This window comes from Chlorobium ferrooxidans DSM 13031, from assembly GCF_000168715.1.
GTDB classification, from domain to species: domain Bacteria; phylum Bacteroidota; class Chlorobiia; order Chlorobiales; family Chlorobiaceae; genus Chlorobium; species Chlorobium ferrooxidans.
Genome location: NZ_AASE01000031.1, coordinates 1 through 18,025 on the forward strand (window position 1 = coordinate 1; position 18,025 = coordinate 18,025).

At 46.7% G+C, this 18,025-nt stretch carries 17 protein-coding genes, 1 tRNA gene and 1 pseudogene; 11 read left to right on the forward strand and 8 right to left on the reverse strand.

Annotation, left to right across the window (positions count from 1 at the left end; translation table 11 throughout):
• The 4 genes from CFERDRAFT_RS10790 to rny all read left to right on the forward strand — a co-directional run.
• Nucleotides 1-996: phenylalanine--tRNA ligase subunit beta-related protein (locus tag CFERDRAFT_RS10790; protein WP_006367269.1), on the forward strand; the 996-nt coding region annotated here is incomplete at its 5' end.
• A gap of 13 nt (nt 997-1,009) precedes the next feature.
• A complete protein-coding gene (locus CFERDRAFT_RS10795) occupies nt 1,010-1,315 on the forward strand; it encodes a hypothetical protein (RefSeq protein WP_006367270.1) in 306 nt (101 codons plus the stop codon).
• A 10-nt stretch (nt 1,316-1,325) separates the two neighbouring features.
• Nucleotides 1,326-1,589, forward strand: coding sequence for a cell division protein ZapA (locus CFERDRAFT_RS10800; RefSeq protein ID WP_006367271.1), 264 nt, complete (start codon nt 1,326-1,328; stop codon nt 1,587-1,589).
• Between the two features lie 315 nt (nt 1,590-1,904).
• A complete protein-coding gene (gene rny, locus CFERDRAFT_RS10805; protein WP_006367272.1) occupies nt 1,905-3,479 on the forward strand; it encodes a ribonuclease Y in 1,575 nt (524 codons plus the stop codon).
• Between the two features lie 162 nt (nt 3,480-3,641).
• On the opposite strand, the gene hisB is transcribed toward rny, so the two are convergent.
• On the reverse strand, nt 3,642-4,244 hold the full coding sequence (hisB, locus tag CFERDRAFT_RS10810) for an imidazoleglycerol-phosphate dehydratase HisB (protein ID WP_006367273.1): 603 nt from the start codon (nt 4,242-4,244) through the stop codon (nt 3,642-3,644).
• Nucleotides 4,245-4,251: 7 nt separating this feature from the next.
• Complete coding sequence (locus CFERDRAFT_RS10815; protein WP_006367281.1) at nt 4,252-4,494, reverse strand: DUF2905 domain-containing protein; 243 nt, start codon at nt 4,492-4,494, stop codon at nt 4,252-4,254.
• 86 nt (nt 4,495-4,580) lie between these two features.
• On the opposite strand from CFERDRAFT_RS10815, the gene secG reads away from it, so the two are divergent.
• The 5 genes and pseudogenes from secG (at nt 4,581) to CFERDRAFT_RS10840 (ending at nt 8,528) form a co-directional block, all read left to right on the forward strand.
• The gene (gene secG, locus CFERDRAFT_RS10820) at nt 4,581-4,940 is read left to right on the forward strand and encodes a preprotein translocase subunit SecG (RefSeq protein ID WP_006367274.1); all 360 of its coding nucleotides are present in this window, start codon (nt 4,581-4,583) and stop codon (nt 4,938-4,940) included.
• A 7-nt stretch (nt 4,941-4,947) separates the two neighbouring features.
• A tRNA-Lys gene (locus CFERDRAFT_RS10825) sits at nt 4,948-5,019 on the forward strand.
• Between the two features lie 439 nt (nt 5,020-5,458).
• A pseudogene (locus CFERDRAFT_RS10830) lies at nt 5,459-5,632 on the forward strand (Fic/DOC family N-terminal domain-containing protein); the annotation flags it as partial.
• Nucleotides 5,633-6,242: 610 nt separating this feature from the next.
• Entirely contained in the window at nt 6,243-7,361 is a 1,119-nt protein-coding gene (locus CFERDRAFT_RS10835) for a hypothetical protein (RefSeq protein WP_006367283.1), read from the forward strand.
• Nucleotides 7,362-7,382: 21 nt separating this feature from the next.
• On the forward strand, nt 7,383-8,528 hold the full coding sequence (locus CFERDRAFT_RS10840; protein WP_006367284.1) for a hypothetical protein: 1,146 nt from the start codon (nt 7,383-7,385) through the stop codon (nt 8,526-8,528).
• A gap of 409 nt (nt 8,529-8,937) precedes the next feature.
• On the opposite strand, the gene CFERDRAFT_RS10845 is transcribed toward CFERDRAFT_RS10840, so the two are convergent.
• The 5 genes from CFERDRAFT_RS10845 to CFERDRAFT_RS10860 form a co-directional block, all read right to left on the reverse strand.
• Entirely contained in the window at nt 8,938-9,642 is a 705-nt protein-coding gene (locus tag CFERDRAFT_RS10845; protein WP_006367275.1) for a PHP domain-containing protein, read from the reverse strand.
• Nucleotides 9,643-9,802: 160 nt separating this feature from the next.
• Nucleotides 9,803-10,186 (reverse strand): hypothetical protein, encoded by a 384-nt coding sequence (locus tag CFERDRAFT_RS10850; RefSeq protein ID WP_006367285.1) that lies wholly within the window; start codon nt 10,184-10,186, stop codon nt 9,803-9,805.
• Nucleotides 10,187-10,334: 148 nt separating this feature from the next.
• Entirely contained in the window at nt 10,335-10,490 is a 156-nt protein-coding gene (locus tag CFERDRAFT_RS12225) for a DUF2934 domain-containing protein (protein WP_083791497.1), read from the reverse strand.
• A gap of 450 nt (nt 10,491-10,940) precedes the next feature.
• Nucleotides 10,941-11,201, reverse strand: coding sequence for a DUF2442 domain-containing protein (locus CFERDRAFT_RS10855; protein WP_006367276.1), 261 nt, complete (start codon nt 11,199-11,201; stop codon nt 10,941-10,943).
• A gap of 104 nt (nt 11,202-11,305) precedes the next feature.
• On the reverse strand, nt 11,306-11,593 hold the full coding sequence (locus CFERDRAFT_RS10860) for a helix-turn-helix domain-containing protein (protein ID WP_006367277.1): 288 nt from the start codon (nt 11,591-11,593) through the stop codon (nt 11,306-11,308).
• A 346-nt stretch (nt 11,594-11,939) separates the two neighbouring features.
• Between CFERDRAFT_RS10860 and CFERDRAFT_RS10870 the strand changes: the two genes are divergently transcribed.
• Nucleotides 11,940-14,078 carry a thioredoxin domain-containing protein gene (locus CFERDRAFT_RS10870; protein ID WP_006367278.1) on the forward strand — a complete coding sequence of 713 codons (2,139 nt, stop codon included), beginning with the start codon at nt 11,940-11,942 and terminating at the stop codon, nt 14,076-14,078.
• A 31-nt stretch (nt 14,079-14,109) separates the two neighbouring features.
• Here the strand turns inward: CFERDRAFT_RS10870 and CFERDRAFT_RS11775 are convergent, their stop codons facing one another.
• The gene (locus CFERDRAFT_RS11775; protein ID WP_050770674.1) at nt 14,110-16,848 is read right to left on the reverse strand and encodes a PAS domain S-box protein; all 2,739 of its coding nucleotides are present in this window, start codon (nt 16,846-16,848) and stop codon (nt 14,110-14,112) included.
• A gap of 267 nt (nt 16,849-17,115) precedes the next feature.
• On the opposite strand from CFERDRAFT_RS11775, the gene CFERDRAFT_RS10880 reads away from it, so the two are divergent.
• A complete protein-coding gene (locus CFERDRAFT_RS10880; RefSeq protein WP_006367280.1) occupies nt 17,116-17,925 on the forward strand; it encodes a cache domain-containing protein in 810 nt (269 codons plus the stop codon).
• The last annotated feature ends 100 nt before the right edge of the window (nt 17,926-18,025 follow it).

Below are 18,025 nucleotides of genomic sequence, written 5' to 3' on the forward strand. Positions count from 1 at the left end.
ATTCAGCCCTCGTCACAGCTTTCGACCATCTATCCGCAGTCGCGGAAAAATCCGGAATATTTTCCCGATTTTCTCCGCAGCATCATGGTCGGCCTGAACTTCAGGGAGATTCTTACCAACCCGCTCATCAAGAGGGATGATGCCGCGCTCTTCAGCGATCAGCTGGTCGCCGTGCTCAATCCTATCAGCGAAGGGCTTGAAGTGCTCCGTCCGGGACTTCTTCCCGGTTTTCTGAAGGTTATCAGCCACAATATCCGGCACGGAAACAGGGATCTGAAGTTCTTTGAAGTTGCCCGCGCCTTCAGCATGCTGCCAGGCAGCGAAGGGGATACCAACTCCCCGCTCGACGCCTACAGCGAAAAGGAGTATCTCCTCCTTGCCATGACCGGGAGCCGTTTTCCCAGAATCTGGAACCAGTCACCGGAAAAAGCTGATTTTTATGATGTTATGGGTGCGGTCGAGATGCTGCTTGAGAAGCTGAATTTGCTTGATAAATCAGTGGTGAATATTTATAATGAAAAAACTGTCAGCATTGCTCTGGAGCTGACAGAACGTGGAAAGTCCTGCTCCTACAGGGCAGGCGTTGTCAAGCAGGTCGAAAAAGACCTTTTAGGGAAATTTGATATCGGGCAGGAGGTTTTTATTGCCGAGCTTGATGCAGCAGTTCTGGAACGCTGCTTCAATCCGGAAGTAACCTACGAGCCGCCATCCAGATTTCCGGTTGTACAGAGGGATCTGTCGCTTGTTCTGCCGCAAAATGTTACCGTTCAGTCACTTGTGGAAGTTGTTCGTTCCAGTGACGCTTTGATCAGGGATGTCTGTGTGTTCGATCTTTTTGAACGCCCGGAAGCTGAAGGAGGGGAGCGCAGTGTCGCACTCTCGCTTGAAATAGCCGATCATACGGGAACACTGCAGGATGAAAGAATCAGCGATATTCTCTCAAAAGCAGGCAGTAATGCCGTGAGTAAACTTGGTGCGGTAATTCGACAAGTCTGATACTCTTTGTTCCATGCATGATTCTGACGGGCTGAATATCAAGGGTGAAGTCAACATCCTTGAGGGAAATATTGAAAATCTGGTTGCCCGGCTTATAGAGTGCCGTAAAGAGAATGATTTGCTGCGATCTGAACTGTCAAGTCTGCAGAATATACTGAGATCATGCAAGCTGCCCGGAACGGTTGGAATCTCTGCCGCTGATGCGCCGGAGAGTTCGGGAGGAGAGTTTTCCTTTGCAGAAAAACTTCAGGTTAAACAGAAGCTTGTCCTCATTTTGCAGAAAATAGAGATGGAACTCAGAAACGATCAGACATTGTAACGAAAATGAGATGGAAAAAATTGATGTACATGTTTATGGCGACAACTATCCTTTAAGGGTTGAACGGCGGGATCTGACGGAAAAGGCGGCCCGGGATGTAGACGGGATCATGCGACTTTTTGCCGAAAAAGCCCCGACGTTTGAACCGGTCAAACTTGCTGTTCTTTCGGCCATTTCATTTGCCGAAAAAAAGATAGAACTTGAAGAGGAGATAGCGTCGCTGAAGCAGAAAATTGCCGATCTGAATGTTTTTATGGAACAAAATCTGCAATAAACATTTACATTGAAAGAGAAGAAATTTCCGCACCAGTTGCTTGGGGTGTCTTGTAAGTAAAAGAACTAACATCAACAAATCGGGAGCCAGGCTCTTCGTTTTGATTGCAGGCCTTGTTGAACGCTGCTGACTCCGGTCAGGACTGTTCAAGAGCAGTGGAAACACCGCTCCATTGGAAGCAAAAAATCTGAAGGAGGCACCCACCGTGTACAACGGGTTCTTGAATCTTACACATCTCTTGATGGTGCGGATTTTTTTTGTTTAAAACGGTGCTCCCACATCGATTACGGGGGCAGCAAAAAGGAGGTTAGTTTAATGGGTATAGTTATAAACCTGTTTTTAATTGTCAGTGCTTCAGTGGTTTTTTTTGCGGCAGGTTTTTTTATCGGACGTTTTTTTCTTGAAAGTATCGGAACAACCAAGGTGCTTGAAGCCGAGGAACGTGCCGTGCAGATAGTGCAGGAAGCCCAGAAAGAGGCCAACGAATACAAGGAACTCAAGGTCAGCGAAGTAAACCAGGAGTGGAAAAAGAAGCGGCGCGAGTTCGACCAGGAAGTGGTCATCAAGAACAACAAGTACAATCAGCTCCAGAAACAGATGCAGCAGAAGGAAGCCCAGCTTAAAAAGCAGCTTCAGGATGTTCGCGATATGGAGCGCAAGCTGCAGGATCAGCGCAAGGAGATCGACCAGACCATGGAGTCGGTGACCCTTCGTTCCTCAGAGCTTGACCGTACCATTCTTGAGCAGAACCAGCGTCTTGAGAGCATCAGCAACCTTCAGTCTGAAGATGCCCGCCAGATGCTCATCGACAATATGGTCTCCAAAGCCCGTGAAGAGGCTACGGAAACCATTCACCAGATTCATGCCGAGGCGGAGCAGAATGCCGGTCGTCTTGCAGAGAAAACCCTGTTGACCGCTATCCAGAGGATCTCTTTCGAGCAGGCTACCGAAAACGCGCTCTCAGTTGTGCACATCCAGAGCGATGAGCTCAAGGGCCGGATTATCGGTCGTGAGGGACGCAACATCAAGGCGTTCGAGAATGCTACCGGAGTCGATATCATTGTTGACGACACTCCCGAGGTGGTTATTCTCTCCTGTTTCGACCCCCTGCGCCGCGAGCTTGCCAAGCTTACCCTCCAGAAACTCCTTGTTGACGGCATCATTCATCCGGTGGCTATCGAAAAAGCCTATGCCGATGCCAAAAAGGAGATTGACGATGTTATCATGAGTGCCGGTGAAGAGGCGCTCTCCTCGCTCCAGATTCCCGACATGCCCGCCGAGATCGTCTCGCTTATCGGCCACATGAAGTTTTACACCGTCTACGGCCAGAACCTGCTCCTGCACAGCCGTGAGGTTGCCATGCTTGCCGGTCTGATGGCCGCCGAGCTCAAGCTCGATGCCCGTCAGGCAAAACGCGCCGGACTTCTGCACGACATCGGTCTGGTGCTTCCTGAAAGCGATCAGCCGCATGCGATCAGCGGTATGACCTTCCTGAAAAAATTCAATGAGTCAGCAACCGTAATCAATGCCGTTGGCGCTCATCACGGTGATGTCGATAAAGAGACGCCTATCGCCGAGCTCGTTGACGCAGCCAATGTCATTTCACTTGCAAGACCCGGTGCCCGCGGTGCGGTAACCTCTGACGGCAACGTCAAGCGTCTTGAGAGCCTTGAGGAGATTGCCAAAGGATTCCCCGGTGTACTCAAAACCTATGCCCTGCAGGCTGGACGCGAAATACGGGTTATTGTTGAAGGTGACAATGTCAGCGATTCACAGGCCGATGTGCTTGCCCACGATATCGCGCACAAAATCGAATCGGAAGCGCAGTATCCCGGCCAGATCAAGGTCTCCATTGTCCGCGAGAAACGCTCGATTGCCTACGCCAAGTAAGAGCGAGTGATTGCTTTTTTACCAGAACCCCCGGTTGCCCGGGGGTTTTGTGTTTGTTGGAGGAAAAGGACAGCAGGGACTTCAGGGACAACAAGGACGAAGAACAGAAAAACCCCTGATTGCTCGGGGGTTTTCTGTTTGATAGCTCTCAGATCAACAGTATTAAATGGTACCCTTCGTTGAAGGTATCGCACTGCCGGTTACGGCAACTGCCAGCCTCATCGCGTAGGCGAAGGACTTGAAGATCGCCTCGATCTTGTGATGGGTGTTCTGCCCCTCAAGGATGGAGATGTGGATATTGGCTTTCAGGCTCTCCGAAAGCGAGAGAAAGAAGTGGTGCACCATCTCGGTTGAGAGCCCCTGGATCACCGGGCGGTTGAACTCCGCGTGGAAGACACAGTAGCTTCTCCCCCCGAGGTCGAGCGCACAGCGGGCAAGCGCCTCATCCATCGGAATGATTGCCCAGCCATAGCGCTGAATGCCCCGCTTGTCGCCAAGCGCCTCATTGATGGCACTGCCGAGCACAATACCGATATCCTCAACACTGTGATGATCATCAACGTCAATATCGCCTTTGCACTGGATTGCAAGGTCAAATCCCGAGTGGCGGCTGAAGTTGGTCAGCATGTGATCAAGAAAGACCACTCCCGTGCTGATGGAGCTTGTGCCGGTGCCATCAAGCGTTACGGTTACCGAAATATCGGTCTCTTTGGTTGTTCGTTTGACCGTTGCGCTGCGGGCTTCTCTCTTCACTGTGTCGGGCATGGAGTGGTTAACGGATAAATTTATTGAGAAAATAGAAGAGTATACTCAGGACTATCGATATCAAAATTGAACTCCCCAGAGGGAAGTAGAGGCGGAAGTTCTCCTTTTCGATTTTCATGTCAAAAGGAAGCGATCCGAACCAGTTGAACCACCCTGACAGGCCTGTTTTTCCTGATGCCATCATGAAGAGCCCGACCACTATGGTGACGGCTCCTGCAATCACCAATAATTTCCCGGCATCTGAAAACACGGCTTGGATATTTTTTAAAAGTTGCTAAATTAAGGCCTTCATCATTTGAAGATACGATATTTGCAAATTTATTAAAGCTGCCGGAAATGCATGTTTTCATTGTGGTTGTCGCTTTACTCGCAGCGGTCCTTCTGGTCGGTGTGATTCTGCTGCAGAGCCCCAAAAGCGGCAGTGGCCTTACCGGTGGAATGGCAAGCATGGGAACCGTGCAGACGCTCGGTGTCCGTCGTACCGGAGATTTTTTAAGCAAGATGACCGCTATACTTGCCGGTCTGGTAATGGGTATCTGCTTTATTGCACAGTTCACCCTTCCGGGCAAAGAGTCCGACAGGGCTCCGGTTAAAAGTGTTCTTCAGCAAAGTTTGCCAGCAGCTCCTGCAGCTCCGGCCCCTGCGACTCCCGCAGCGCCGACTCTGCCGGTTGCTCCTCTGGCACCGATAAAATAAAAGCGTTGCACTCGTGGCTCAATGGCAGAGCAACTGACTCTTAATCAGTGGGTTGAAGGTTCGACTCCTTCCGAGTGCACATAAACGACAAAAAGACTTACAGGCTAACGCTTGTAAGTCTTTTTGTCGTTTTTAGCCAGAGATTGCCGGGCTCCAGCCCGGCACTTTCTTTTCTTCGTCAAAGAGGGCGTCTACGCAGGGCAACTCCAACATTCGATTCAATCCGGAATCCAGCATCCAGAATTCGAAATCTTCCTATCTAAGCCCATCCGTTGCATCTTTTTTCATCCCTGTGTGCGTTTCTTCTTCTTCTGTTATCGCTATTCAACAACGTCCCCGAGTACACACCGAGTACACAGTCCACCACGTCCTGGGCATTACCTCATGGCCTGATAACTGTAAAGCAAATCCCCTTTTTTTTACATATCAACCGGGATATGTAAAAAAACCCCCATTATCTTTACATGTCAACAATCTTATGTATAAAAAAAGCAACTTTTTTACATCAGTAACCAGCCATGTCCTATAGCATACCCACATTGCCACTTGCGATTGAACTGGAAACGGTCCCTGTACTTAAAAAAGTTGCGTCAGCACACCGTTATCTGGCTGAATTAAAAGGAATATCCCGCTCTATTCCCAATCAGGCAATTTTAGTCAATACCCTTGCGCTTCAGAAAGCGAAAGAGAGTTTCTCCAAAAGCTCATGAATTGTTTGTGAAAATACATTTCTAACTGATGCCGGGTAAAAAAAACGGGGTAAACAAGGACGAATTCGATTCCACCCTCGACGGCTAACCTGAAGCCATAACACTCGATGCACTCGTGGCTCAATGGCAGAGCAACTGACTCTTAATCAGTGGGTTGAAGGTTCGACGCTTTTCTCATTTACAGCACGCCACTCCCTGGCGGTTCCTGCATTATGTTTTGCCTAGATTTCCTTAGATTATACGCACAGCATTCATAGATTATTGAGGGAAGCAGTAATAAGAATGATGACCTGAGAGTAGTGATTGACGTTGTTCTTTGTCCAGCCTACAACTGAATTTTGTAGGACATGAAAGTAAAATTACACATGTAATGCAGGACAGCGTAGCTTTTGGTACAAAAGGGAGCGAAGAAGAATGTAGGGTGTGAAAGAGCGCGTAAACAGTGTGGTATAACTTCATGAAGAGTACTGGGATTAAAGCAAACCATAACGGGACAGAGCTGATGTCACAATCGTAAGTTATTAATTTATGCAGGTTGAATATTCTGTATGTTTATTTTATTGTACAGTGTATAACATAAGAACCGTGAGAAATGGAGCAAATTAAAATCCCTGTTATTTTTGGTTATACTTTGCCATTTAGAATTATTAGTCGTGATTCTGATACTTGGAGTCCCTCTCTTGATGATGTTAATAATTATTCCTATGATTATGTTAGGCTTAATAGGTTATCAACAGGTGTTGATATTGGTATTAAGCCGCATTCTTTAATTATTGGATTTGATGGAAGTCTAATGCTTCCATCTATAGATAAATATAATGATAAGTTTGTGGTCGTAGAGGAATTTAATAAGGTATTAGCAGCCTTGTTGTTTGGCGGTATTTATTCTGAAGCTGTTATGCCAGAAAATGTATCAAATGGTTTTTTATATACTAATGGATATTCAAGGTCTATTGGGAAAGCTGAAGGTAGAGTTGCGGCATTTTACAATGCAATTAAAACACAGTATGCCAGTATACTTGATAATATGTGTTTGATCGAGCCGGAAATAATAAATGCATATGACTATAGGTTGGCAATTGAAAAGGGTCGACGAATATTATCTGCTATTCCAAATATGTCGTACGGATTGCTTCTTAACGGTGTAACACAATATATAAAACATCAATGGGTTGAGGCTTTGGTGTTATTATGGACAACAATAGAGCAAATATTGAATCATATATGGGAGCATCAGGTAATACACAAGATTAGTCAAAAGGATATTAACTATACTAATAGAAAAAGAGCTCTAAATGATTATCGGACATGGACATCGGCAACAAAAATTGAATTGATATATCAAAAGGGACTTATAGATGAAGATATATTTCGTCATTTTACAGTGTCTCGGTCATCTAGAAATAGATTTCTTCATAATGGCCAATCTCCAAAAAAAAGCGAAGTTGAATCATCAATTAGTCTGGTAATGCAACTTATATCTCTTGTGTATACTCAATTTAAGAATAAAGAAGAATTGGCAGGTATTGAGAAAATTATAGAAATATATTTGCATTCCGATTTAATGCCTGACAGAGAACAGGTGCTAAGTGGTGAGCCGAAATATTGGTCTGAAATACCTCCTCTTCCTGGTGAGCCAGGCTGGGGGGATTATGCATATGAAATAAATGAAGATATTCAATTAAAGCAAATTAATGATTTGAATAAATAGGATATATAAAATCAATTATACATGGTTATTAGTAATGGTGAATTAAGTGCTTTTTTGGCTGGGGTTTCTTTCGATGCAAAGTTATTGAATGATTATCAGTATGATCAGCTGTGTGGTCAAATATCCGTTCTTAAGGGTCTAAAAGGGATTAAGAATAAGTTCAACGAGATTACAGGTGAATTAAAAGTCCATTCAGTTTTATCAGAGCTGAGTTTTGCGTGCTTATTTGCGAAACTAAATTTTGACGTTGAGTTGATATATGATGGGCATGCTCGCTTCATTAAAAATAATAAAAAAATAAAAAGCCCCGATTTTATTGCCACTGTTAATGGCGATGAGTACTTTGTCGAAGTTACTTCATTCGGAGCCTCAGATCCAAATGAAGAATTAAGAAGAGTATTGAATGATGAAATAAAAAAATATCCATTGTGCTTTTGGGTTCATTTTCCTGAGATTTACTCACTCCCCTGTATTACTTCAGATGACTATGAAAGCCAAAAAGAAAGAATTAGGATGCTATCCGAGAAAATAAAAAGTCATTTGCCTAGTTATAAAGCGATACGTAATCAAGTCGAAATTGAAGATTGCATTGTGCATTTTAAGCAGTTGCCTGTTGGAGAAGAAGGTTATATTGATATGGGTGTCACAAGTTATCTAATACCAGTGGAAAAAATTTCTAAACACGTTGAAAAGAGGTTAGTGGAAAAAAGTGAAAAATTACAGTCATGGCATGAACCGAACAAGCCTAAGTATTACTTACTCGCATTAGATATAAGAGGATTTCAAGCATTTCCTTACGGTCTTTTACACCTTCTTTATGGGCCAATTACTTATTATAATCATAATGACTTTATTGAAAAAAAACCGGAATGTTATTATCTACTTAGAGGATATCTTGATAGTGTTGATTATGATTTATTAGATGATCGGCATAAGCGTTTTTTATTTCAAGTTGGTTATGATATTAGCAGACAATCGATTGTGAGCAAGCTTGGCATTTTTATGGAAAAAAAGGAAGCATTTTCAGGCATAACAGGTGTTTTGGTGAGTTCAAATAATTCTTTTCAATACTTACCTAACCCATGTTCTTTAAATAGTAGTTCGAAACTGATTGATTATTTAGATTTACCATTAGTGCCAGAAATATTTGGTAAATATCTGGAGTGAATATTTGGATGCATAAGCCTCCTTTGTGACAACATAAAAGTTCCTTCTAACAGGGAGGTGAATTATGGGATATTCTTGACCTGAACCAATACCCGAAAACTTGTTCCGGATATTCAGAGACAGGGGATTGAGTTTTGATGATCCGATTATTCGAAAGAGAGGGGATGATTTTCCGGATGCTCTATACTTTCAATGCTCAGGTCAACTTCCAGATCAGGCCAGTAAAAGTGACCGGGGTTCAGAGGTGGATTTGGTATGCTCTCGACTAACTCAGCACACTTTTTTCAACTGCTCGGTGTTTTGGTAGAGCCTCTCCGTTTGGCTGGTTAGTGTAAAAAATATGAAATAATAATGCGCTATTAAGTTTTGCCGGAGCGTAACGAGTAAGAAGCAAAACACCTGTAGGTAATCACTGTCGTATTTTCCCGCCACGGTACAAAAATAGCGAAACCCGATCATTCTTCCTGATAGCCTCCTTGACCGACTCGGCATTCTTTTCGCACTGAAGCAGCGTTTTCCAGGACTGTAAATGCCGTTTATTGTGAAAATCGGAATTGGCGACATAGTTAAACTTTTTCAGGCCGACAACGTTGAACAGGTCGTCCCTGTTGGCAACCTCCCAGGCATCGAAGAGAGTTGCAAACCGTTCGTGGTTTTCCCAAAGGTGGAACGAGGGATTGTCGCCGGAATGGTTCCTGACATGCGGATGGCAGGCGATTGATATTCCCTGCTGTCTTTTGATGGCCTTAATAATCTCCTCGACAGTAAGGTCTGGTGAGATGTACTCTTTGATATCAAGTGCCAGGATGTGGTATCGGTCGGTGTCGTTGGTCAGCTCGATGCCGGGGAGCAGCAGCATGCTGTATTTCTTCCACGCCTTCCTGGCCGCCTCCCACAACGCCTCCTGATAGGCGCCGAATTGCGAGATATCCATGACCTGGAGTTCTAAAGCCGTTTGTCCGTGCCTGTTGAAGCTTTCACTGTCGAGCACATGATCAGTGATGGCAATCACATCGAACCCCGCCTCCCCGTAGAGGGTGATTATCTCGTCGAGCGAACATTTTCCGTCACTCCATGTCGTATGGATGTGGAAATCACAGTAGAGCCATTGCATGGGCAGTCCATTAAGGTTAAGACAAAATGTAACACTCGGAATGGTTACGATTCGTGCCGGATTCGTGAACACTTTAAAAAGTTTTCGCAACAACAGGCAGGGCCATGCAAAATACACTCTCTGTCACGGCGTCTGTTGTCTCTTCTGATGAGTGATCTATTTAATAAGCAGGCTGCTGTTGATCGTTACTTAATGACAATGACGTTGTTTTAGACGATTTAATAAAACAGGAAAAGGTCCCTTCGCCTTTTTGTTTTTCGAGATGATGGTGGAGGCTCATCAATAACTGGTCTATTTCGTCAAGCAGATCTCGGTGATTGAACGCAAGGGTGAAAAGAAAAAAGGGAAAGGAGATATGCTCTTTTCGCAATTTTCTCAACACATTGCCCATCGCTTTAGTCATGAATGGGAGTGTTTGGGTCTCATTGATCTGATTTTTTGTTGTGACGATATTCAAATCAGGATGCCGATAATCGCAACTAAAGTAAAAGTTTTCCGTACCGCTCCACTCAATAACAATTTTAAATGGTTTAACATTATTCATGCCTCTCTCATTATTTGATCATTTCAGGATATATGAATTAGCGTTTTTTCTTGGAGGAGTATTGACGGCACTCTCTGTCATGTTCACGGTAAACAAAAGACCACCCATTGCTGAGTGGCCATTTTCAAATAATTGATAGCATTGAGTCTCAGTCGTTCAAAGCTTGCTCCGCCTCAATCCAATCTTCGACATCTGACCCCTGCGCTCCCCCTTTCAACTCCCAGATGTAATAAGCAGAAAGCCTGATCTCATCCTCGCGCTGTTCCAATGCAGATACTTCTCTTTCGTTCGCTTCGTTTGACATGATTGTTCCTGTTTTTGGGTTAGTCATCGAATTAAAATCTCATAAGTACCACGCACAACATCTTCATCTACAACAATGGATTTTACTGATTTAGTAGCATTCTTTCCAGTGAGCCGCTGTTACGTTTTCGTTAAATCTGTTTGTGATTATCGGAATGAACAGCCTGCACAGGCATAGTATTCCGTAGTCAAGAAAATGGCCATTAACCTTATTTATAATAACAAGTAAGAAGTTTTTTTTACTGAAAAAACAGGCTTTGAGTTATCAGAAAGAGGGTTTGTGGGATGAACACCGGCTATCAATGAGCGGGGGGCGGGACGTTCATAACTGCGTTAACTAACTCTGCTATGATTGAAAACCAGTCAGGTATACAGATTTCCAGAACCAAACTAATTTCGGAACAATTTTACCGGAGTTTCAGGGACGGGGGAGTGGGTCTTGATGATCTGATTATTCGAAAGAGAGGGGATGATTTTCCGGATGCTCTATACTTTCAATGCTCAGGTCAACATCCAGATCAGGCCAGTAAAAGTGACCGGGGTTCTGTTCTTCAAGATTCAGGATTTTGCTGACAGGAGCCTCCTTGAACCACGGAAACTCTTCGAAAGCAAGGAAATGCTCCTTGCCGTGGCTGAGCAACCAGAAGCTATGACTTGAAATATTCGTTACCTCAGCTTTTAAAGTGCTGCTTCCAGGGGTTTTTGAGTTCATTGTGATGTTTTCAACGGTTCCGGGACGCTCTCGACTAACTCTACAAACTCCGTTCAGACCTGATCGATAACCTGTCAGGAAAAGCGTTCGACCGGTCTGAAGAGTCAGGAAGTTAACTCAATCCGGAATTTTTTGCCAAGAACAGCCGCCGCAGAGGAAAGGGTTGCCAGGGTAAGGCTGGTATCTGTCGAATCAAGCAGGCGATTCAATGCGGCACGGCTGGTATGCATTTTTTTTGCCATTGACGTTTTGGTGAGCTTTTGCGCTTTCATTTCCTCGGCTATCTGCCAGGAAATAACACGCTTTACTGCAACCGCAGTCGTTTCATTCAGAATGCCCTCTTCTTCCAGAAAGTTGTCAAAATTGCTGCCAATGTTGATTTTATCGATCATCAGATCTCATCCTTTTTTTTGCTAATTGGAGTTCGTTTTTCGGTGGGGCCAATTATTTTTCGATCGTTAGCCGGTAACTCGCGTAACCAATCTCGTACTGGTTCAATGCCGTTGTCGGTTTTGTAGAACCTGACTTCAAGAGTTGCCTTGTTCATGTTGAAATGTATCAAAATAAATACACTCCGGCAAGCTATTCATTGTTCGTTGAATGGCGGGGCAGTGTTGCTTTCGATAAACCCGGCTAACTCTTCTTGCCTGAAATGCAAAAGTTCTGAACTATTGAGCGCTCAGAGCGGGTTGTAGCTGTTGTGTTACTTCTGCAACCCGGTATTGCCTTCACTCCTCTATGACCCAGCCCGCCCGAAAACCGAACCGGCTTATCCGTGAAAAGAGCCCCTATCTCCTGCAGCATGCACACAATCCGGTTGACTGGTATGCCTGGGGAGAGGAGGCGTTTGAAAAGGCCGAACGGGAAAACAGGCCGATCTTTCTCTCTGTCGGCTACTCCACCTGCCACTGGTGCCATGTGATGGAGCGGGAGTCGTTTGAGAACCCTGATATTGCCGAAGTGCTGAACCGGTATTTTGTGCCGGTCAAGGTTGACCGCGAAGAGCTTCCGGACCTTGACCGGCTCTATATGGAGTACGTGCAGTCCACTACCGGAAGAGGCGGCTGGCCGATGTCGGTATGGCTTACGCCCGACCGGAACCCCTTCTACGGCGGCAGCTATTTTCCCCCCGAAGATCGCTATGGCATGACGGGATTTAAAACCATTCTCCTCTCCATTGCCAGCCTCTGGGAGAGTGATGAAGAGAAAATCAGGGATGCATCATCCGGCTTTTTCAGCGATCTTCAGGCTTTTGCTGCCAGTCGCGCGGCCGCTCTTCCGCCGGAAGACGAGGCTCAGCATAACTGTTTCCGCTGGCTGGAGTCAACCTTTGACCCGGTGTACGGCGGCTTCAGCGGTGCCCCGAAATTTCCCCGGCCGGTGCTGCTGAACTTTCTTTTCAGCCATGCTTATTATTCCGGTAACAGTAAAGCCCGTGAGATGGCGCTCTTCACCCTCCGCAGGATGGCTGAAGGGGGCATTCACGACCATATCAGTGTTACAGGAAAGGGCGGGGGAGGCTTTGCCCGCTACTCCACCGATGAGCGGTGGCATGTGCCCCACTTCGAGAAAATGCTCTACGACAACGCCCAGCTTGCAGTGTCCTATCTTGAAGCCTTCCAGTGCAGCGGGGAACCGTTGTTCAGGAGTGTGGCTGAGGATATTTTTAACTATGTGCTCAGCGACATGACCGCTCCCGAGGGAGGCTTCTACTCGGCGGAGGATGCCGACAGCCTTGAATCCGAATCCGGAACAGAGAAAAAAGAGGGGGCATTCTACCTCTGGCGTGCCGATGAGCTTCATGAAGCAATCGGCAATGCAGAGCAGGCGGCGATCTTCTCCTTTGTGTATGGAGTCAGAGCGGAAGGCAATGCTCTGAACGACCCGCATGGCGAGTTTACCGGGCGCAATATTCTGATGCAGCAGGTCTCTGTTGAGGAGACGGCAGTCAGGTTCGGTAAAACAGCGGTTGAAATCCGGGATGTGCTTGATGAGGCTCGCCGTAAACTCTACACGGCACGGTCCGGAAGGCCGAGGCCATTTCTTGACGATAAAATCCTGACATCGTGGAATGCACTGATGATCTCCGCCCTCTCAAAAGGGTTCCGGGTGCTCCACAGTGAAGAGTGCCTCACTGCTGCCCGGAAAGCGGCCGATTTTCTGCTTGAGACCCTCTATGACCGCAGGAGCTGCCGTCTGCTCCGCCGCTACCGTGACGGAAGCGCCGCAATTGCCGGGAAGGTTGACGATTACGCCTTTTTTGTGCAGGCGCTCATTGATCTCTACGAAGCCTCGTTTGAGATAGTCTACCTTAAGGCGGCGCTTGAACTTGCTGAAGTGCAGAAGACCCTCTTTTGCGATGCGCTGCATGGAGGATATTTCAGTTCGGCAAGTGATGACCAGACGGTTCCGGTGCGTCAGAAGGAGAGCTATGACGGTGCCGAACCTTCGGCTAATTCAGTCACGGCACTGAACCTTCTCCGGCTTGGTGAACTGACCGGAAAGGAGGAGTTTGCCCTGCAGGCTGAAGAGCTCTTCAGCGCATTCGGTACCACGCTTGCCTCGCAGAGTCACGCGCTGCCACAGATGTTGGTGGCACTGAACTTTGCACGAAAAAGAGGGTGCAGAATTCTCTTTTCAGGAGATCTGCATGCAACGGAGATGGAACGGCTCCGGGCGGTTGCCGGTGAGCGTTACCTGCCGGGCACGGTTGTCATGCATGCCTCCGCTGAACTTGCCGCGTTGCAGCACGTTCCCGAAACCGTACCCCACGGCGACCTCGTTCCGCAGGCATCGGTCTGTGTTGAGCGCACCTGTCTGTTACCAGTGCGTGAGACAGAGCAACTTGCTGAACTGCTTGACAGAGTAGCTCAATAGGCTGGTGGTGTGCGCGGGTGGTGCAGGGGTGTTACTTATGGAGCAGCAGCCGGATGAGTTCAATCAGCTTCTGCTTGTTGATCGGTTTGCTCATAAAACTGTCACATCCCGCTTCAAGTGCTTTCAGCCGCTCCTCTTTTGAGGTGAATGCGGTCTGGGCAATGATCGGCAGCTCCGGTCGAAGCTTCTTGATCTCCCGTGATGCCTCAAATCCGTTCATCACCGGCATTTTGATATCCATCAGCACCAGATCAATCTCGGGATGCTGCATGATCATCTGCACTGCGTCACGGCCGTTCCAGGCATCAAGAATGGTCAGGTTTTCCTCCTGAAGGCTTCGTTTAATAAGAATTCGGCTAACCGCGTCATCTTCTGCGAGCAGAATTGTTGTGCCTCTCAGGGAGCCAGGGGCCGATTCGGTGACCGTAGCGTGGTGTTCAGGTGTTTGAACACCGGGAGGATTGAAGGGGAGTGTAAAGATAAATGTACTTCCGTTTCCCTCTCCGGATTCAACCCGGATGGTGCCGCCAAGCATCTCAACATAAGCCTTTGAAATACTCAATCCGAGTCCTGATCCTTCGTGATGGCGGGTTAACGAGTTGTCAACCTGCCTGAATCGCTCGAAAATGCTCTCCTTCATCGATTCCGGAATGCCGATACCCGAATCGGAAACAGAAAATTCAAGCAGATCTTCTTTCCGGATGTATCCAACGCGCACCTCTCCTTCAACCGAGAATTTCAGTCCGTTCTGGACAAGATTGGTCAGGATCTGGGTCAGTTTTGCACTGTCGGTTTCAATAACACACTCTTCGTCAGAGAGCCCATTGTTGCAGCTTAATAACAGATTCTTGTTTGCCGCCAGAGGCCTGAAAAAGGTACAGAGACTATGCAGAAGCTTGTTGACATGGGTCGGCTCGACATGTATCATGGTCTCCCCGGCTTCAATACGGGAGATATCAACAATATCGTTAATCAGTGCCAGCATGCGTTTGCCGCTCTGATTAATCAGCTCAATGTACTCCGCCTGCTCCTCACCGGAGAGATGAGGCTCTTTCAAGAGTTCGGCAAAGCCGAGGATACCGTTCATCGGTGTTCGTATTTCATGGCTGATATTTGCAAGAAACGCTGTTTTCAGCCGGTCACTCTCCTCTGCTTTCTCCTTGGAGGCAATCAGGTCAACCCAGAGCTTTTTCTTTTCGGTTATATCCTCCTTTACCGCCACGAAATTGGTTATGACGCCTTTCTGGTTTACAATTGCCGAAACAATGGCATCCTCCCAGTATAACTCACCGTTTTTCTTCTTGTTGTGGAACTCTCCGTGCCAGACGTTTCCGGCAAGAATCGTTTTCCAGAACTCCTCATAGACGCTATCCTCCATCAGGCCGGACTTGAGAATACGGGGATTCTGTCCGATAACCTCTTTTTCGGTATATCCGGTGTGTTCGGTAAAGGTAGGGTTGATGTATTCGATATTGCCCTCGGGGTCGGTAATGACGACAACGGTGGGACTCTGCTGAATGGCAAAGCTCAGGGTTTTGAGTTTCTCCTCAGTCAGCTTGTGCTCTGTGATGTTGGTACTTGTTCCTATGATTCTGTAGATATGACCGCTATCGTTGCGAACCGGATTCAGGATGGTTCTCCACCATGAGAGTTTACCCTTGAACATATGAGTCTCTTCGTACTCTGTCGAGCTCCCTTTATGTATGCATCGGTCATAATAGCCTGTAACAGTCGCGGCGACATCAGGCTCAAGCACCTCCCGAGGTGATTTTCCCGATATTGCTTCGTTTTTCAGGCCCGTCCGGATTTCATGCAGGCGGTTGATGCTCTTGTAGCGATAGGATCCGTCAGGGAGGACGTCAATAACAAAAACGGAGTGATTGACGGTATCGTAGATGTTCTGGAGAAACTGTTTGCCGTCGAGTAATTTTTTTTCATACTCAATACGGGTTCTTTCGCAGCGATTTCTTTCCGATATATCATGAATCACCCCGATAGTCCCGCTATAGCCGCTCTCATGGTAATACTGTACATGAACTTCTCCGAAAAAAAAGGTGCCGTTTTTTCTCATGAATTTCAGCACAATCACGTGAGTGGTCGATTGCTTCAGCATCACCTCCTTGTAGGCTGAGAGAGCTGATGGGACCTCCTCTTCCGAAAGAAAATCCGTAAAGCGTTGGCCGATTACTTCGTGCGGCTTGTAGTCGGTAATTTTTTCGATAGCCGGAGAGATGAAGGAGATCTGGCCGCTTGAGTCGGTAATAAAAACAATCTCCGACATTTGTTCCGTAATGGAGCGGAACTTCTTTTCACTGTTCTGTAAAGCCTGTTCAGCCTGTTTGCGCTTGGTGATATCGTCGAAGATCGCTACGGTGTACCCCTTTTCCGGGCAGTAAATGGTTGATTCATACCATTTATGCAGAGGCTCGATATAGATTTCAAACTTTTCGGCAATGCCGCTCTCAACCACCCTGAAATGGTTTTCGAGTAACTCGGGATTGGAGTCGGCGATTCCCGGTATCACTTCGGTGATTTTTCGCCCGATAACATTTTTCAGGCCGGTCAGGTTCTCATACCCTTTGTTGACCTCAACGTGAATCAGGTCAACCGGCCGCCCCTTTTCAGTAACCACACGGCAGCATGCATAGCCGTTGTGCATGTAGTCAATAAGGTTGCGATGAAGCATTTCGCTGGCCGCTGCGGCTTCCTTTGTCTCTGCAAGTTCTTTTTGGCAGTTATCGGAAGCGGCTACCTTGTTTTTTTTCGGCATATGCTTGCTGTCCTGTTCGCGACCATAAAAAAGGTATAGGTATAATGTATGCAAATCCATGATAAAGACTCCAAGAGTATATATGCTTAAACCGGAAAGAGTGATGGATATCCTGTCGAATCAACGTGTTATTTCGTTAGTTCAACAAAAAAAGAGAGCCTTTCTTGTTGCGAGTTGATGGCGCTTTTCTGCTTTTGTTCTTGTATCTTAAGGGATAGAATTTTTTTTCACACCAGTTTTTTTGTAACAGGTATAGAGGTCGGAAGTATGCTGAACACCTTGCGTCAGGGGGAGAGGAATATCACGACGGAGAGGCCGGAATGGTTGAATGTGGAGTACCGGTTCTATCCGCTTGCTGAAGCAATTGTCATCGGTGTTGTAGCTTTTTGCGCCATTTTCATAACTACCTGGTTTATCTACTACCATACCCTGAATGCCCAGAAAGGGGAGATTCGTGAGGGTCTGCTTCGATCCGGTTCGATTGGTGCGTTGTTTGTGAATGGTGACATTCACCGTCAGTTCACAGCACGTAACCAGGAAGAGTCGGAAGCCTACATCAAGGCGCTCGAGCCGCTGAGAAAAATCATGCAGACCGATTCAACGGTTGCCTATGTATACACCCTTGTCATGAAGAACAACAAGGTTTACTTTGTTCTGGATCCTACCCCGACAGGCGACAGGGATCATAATGGCATTGATGACAAATCCCATATCATGGATCCCTATCCGGATGCGAGCCAGCTTGTTCTCCGGGCATTCAGGGAGCAGAAGAAAGTTGTTGCACAGGAGCCGTATACAGACAGCTGGGGCTCCTTTTTAAGCGCATATATTCCGGTTTATGATTCACGTCACCAGTTTGTCTGTCTTCTTGGCATTGACATTCGTGCCGATAACTATCAGGAGCGACTTGCTCCAATCAGACGGGCCACGATACGGGCGATGGTGACGGGGTTCTTTGTCTCCTTTTTGATTGCCGCCCTTGTCTGGTTTATGCGGAACTTCTCGAAAATAATGAACCACAGCCGCCATAAAATTTATGAGGATTACATGCGCCTGAAGAACGGTGAAAAAGTATGAAAGAGAGCCCTTCTGTTCATCCGGAAGGTGCAGGTAACACTGATTCCTCCACCCCGATTGTCTGTCTGCTGTTAAGCGTCCTTGCAACATTTCTTCTCTG